Consider the following 2,893-nt stretch of genomic DNA (forward strand, 5'->3'; position numbering starts at 1 on the left):
CAAGACACCGGCCGGCGACGGCCTCGTCCTGTCCGCCACCTGCTTCGAGTTCTGGGACGACTACAACAAGGGCACGAACGGCAGCAAGGTCACGATCAGGCTGGCGCCGGGCGCGAACGGCAAAATCAAGATCGACGGGAAGCCATACCTGCTCTGCAAGCGCAAGGACGAACTGCCGAAAGCGCGGTAGCGCGCAACGCTTCGCACCCCCACCTCTGATCGTGCTAAGCACCCCGAACCGGGCAACGACTCAAACATTCGATGGCCAAGAGCACCCTCTCCTTCGTCTGCCAGAACTGCGGCGCGGCCTATAATCGCTGGCAGGGCAAATGCGAGTCCTGCGGCGAGTGGAATACGCTGGCGGAAGAAGACACCAGCGGCAGCGTGCCGGTCTCGATCCGCTCCAAGCGCAAGGGGCGGACGTTCGCGCTGGAGAGCCTTTCCGGCAAGAGCCCGGACGCGCCGCGGCTGTCCTCGGGAATGAGCGAGCTCGACCGCGTCACCGGCGGCGGTTTCGTGCGCGGCTCGGTGCTGCTGGTCGGCGGCGATCCCGGCATCGGCAAGTCGACGCTGCTGACGCAGGCAACCAGCCTGTTGGCGCGCGCCGGCCATCGCGTCGTCTACATCTCGGGCGAAGAAGCGGTCGCGCAGGTGCGCCTGCGTGCCGAGCGGCTCGGGCTGTCGGATGCGCCGGTGCAGCTGGCCGCCGAAACCTCCGTCGAGGACATCGTCTCGACGCTGTCGGAGGGCGCAGTTCCCAGGCTGATCGTGATCGACTCGATCCAGACCATGTGGACCGACACGGTGGAATCGGCGCCCGGCACGGTGACGCAGGTGCGCGCATCGGCGCAGGCGCTGATCCGCTTCGCCAAGAAGACCGGGGCCGCCATCATCCTGGTCGGCCATGTCACCAAGGACGGCCAGATCGCAGGCCCCCGCGTGGTCGAGCACATGGTCGACGCGGTGATGTCGTTCGAGGGCGAAGGCTCGCAGCAATTCCGCATCCTGCGCGCCGTGAAGAACCGTTTCGGCCCGACCGACGAGATCGGCGTGTTCGAGATGACGGGCCTCGGCCTGCGCGAGGTCACCAACCCTTCCGAGCTGTTCCTGTCCGAGCGCGATCTCGGCACGCCCGGCACCGCAGTCTTTGCGGGCATTGAAGGTACGCGACCCGTTCTGGTCGAATTGCAGGCGCTGGTGGCGCCGACCTCGCTCGGCACCCCGCGCCGCGCGGTGGTCGGTTGGGACCCGAGCCGACTCTCGATGGTGCTGGCGGTGCTGGAGGCCCATTGCGGCGTCAAGCTGTCCGGTCATGACGTCTACCTGAACGTCGCCGGCGGCTTGCGCATCCACGAACCAGCCGCGGACCTTGCCGCTGCCGCGGCCCTGGTGTCGTCCCTGGTTAATGCGCAGTTACCGACCGATGCGGTCTATTTCGGCGAGATCTCGCTCTCGGGCGTGGTGCGCCCGGTGGCGCAAACACCGGCACGGCTCAAGGAAGCGGCAAAACTCGGTTTCCAGCGCGCCGTGCTGCCCGAATCGGCGCGCGGGGAAACCGGCGGCGATGCCGGATTGTCGCTGAATGCGGTGAACAGCCTCACGACGTTGGTAGCCGAGATCGCCGCCCGCGGCTCCCGCCGGGGCGAATCGAACGCACCGGCAGAAAAAAATGCCACACCGGCAAGATTCCGCCGCGGAGAGGGCTAGGCGCAGGTGACGCGAGAGGCGCCCGCCGCTATACAGCCGTCATAAAAGCAGCATGGGATTGCGTGGTTGCGGCCTTGCCGGGAACGCCGTCTGCCCCTCTTTTAGGGCAGCGGCCAAGCACCGATTCGGCTAGAGCACCTTCGAGAGGACGAGCGGACCCGACCAGCCGATGCCAGTAACCATCCTCGACCTCATCCTGCTCGGTGTGATGCTGATCTCGGGCCTGCTTGCCATGGTCCGCGGCTTCATGCGCGAAATCCTCTCCATCGCTGCCTGGGGCGCCGCGGCAATCGTGACGCTCTACTCGTTCTCGAAGCTGCTGCCGACGGCGAAGACCTACTTCAACAACGACACGGTCGCGGCCGTCGTCGTCGTGGCCGGCGTGTTCATCGGTACGCTCGTCGTGGTTTCCGTGATCACGGTGCGGATCTCCGACATGATCCTGGATTCGCGCATCGGCGCGCTAGATCGCACCCTCGGCTTCCTGTTCGGGCTGGCTCGCGGGCTTTTGATCGTGGTCGTCGCGTTCCTGTTCTTCACCTGGCTGGTGCCGGACAAGCAGCGGCCGGATTGGGTCAGCGGGGCCAAGTCCCGCGTCGTGCTCCAGGGAACCGGGGATTGGCTGATGGCCCTCTTGCCTGACGACCCCGAGAACACCATCTTGAAGAGATTCAAGAAAAACAAACCAGATGATGATCAAGCTGAATCCGAGCAGCAGCCTTCGGGCAGTGGCGACGGATACAGCAAAACGGCTCGTGACGGCATGAAGAAGCTGATCGAGAAACCTGCGGCGCGTTGATTGGCCCCAAAGAAAGGCGCGGACGAGATGCGACACCCTGACCAGGACGCCGAGCTTGATCTCGATCCAAGGGCCGGTTCGGGCCCTGCCGCGCTCGAACTACAGGACGATCTCGAAGGGGATACGCTGCGCGAGGAGTGCGGCGTCTTCGGCATCTACGGCCACCCCAACGCGGCCGCGATCACCGCACTCGGCCTTCACGCCCTGCAGCACCGCGGCCAGGAAGCCGCCGGCATCGTCTCCTACGACGGCAGCCGCTTCCACTCCGAACGCCGCCTCGGCCTCGTCGGCGACACCTTCTCACGCCGCGAGGTGATCGACCGCCTGCCCGGCAATGTCGCGGTCGGCCATGTCCGCTACTCCACCACCGGCGCCACCATCCTGCGC

Annotated in this window: 3 protein-coding genes and 1 pseudogene; all 4 read left to right on the forward strand. The window is 66.0% G+C overall.

All coding sequences use genetic code 11. The features are described from left to right. Nucleotides 1–190: hypothetical protein (locus JHD07_RS36940; protein WP_291631163.1), on the forward strand; the 190-nt coding region annotated here is incomplete at its 5' end. Between the two features lie 71 nt (nt 191–261). Further along, nucleotides 262–1,707, forward strand: a complete 1,446-nt coding sequence (gene radA / locus JHD07_RS36945; protein ID WP_291631164.1) for a DNA repair protein RadA — start codon at nt 262–264, stop codon at nt 1,705–1,707. Nucleotides 1,708–1,876: 169 nt separating this feature from the next. Continuing rightward, on the forward strand, nt 1,877–2,506 hold the full coding sequence (locus JHD07_RS36950; protein WP_291631165.1) for a CvpA family protein: 630 nt from the start codon (nt 1,877–1,879) through the stop codon (nt 2,504–2,506). Nucleotides 2,507–2,533: 27 nt separating this feature from the next. Then, nucleotides 2,534–2,893 (forward strand): annotated as a pseudogene (locus JHD07_RS36955) (amidophosphoribosyltransferase); the annotation flags it as partial.

The sequence above is a fragment of the Bradyrhizobium sp. genome (assembly GCF_016462955.1).
Lineage (GTDB): Bacteria > Pseudomonadota > Alphaproteobacteria > Rhizobiales > Xanthobacteraceae > Bradyrhizobium.

What these genes read in the sequence shown, in the direction of transcription:
- JHD07_RS36950 (WP_291631165.1), top strand. Translation starts at nt 1,877, where the DNA reads ATGCCAGTAACCATCCTCGACCTCATCCTGCTCGGTGTGATGCTGATC.
- radA (WP_291631164.1), top strand. Translation starts at nt 262, where the DNA reads ATGGCCAAGAGCACCCTCTCCTTCGTCTGCCAGAACTGCGGCGCGGCC.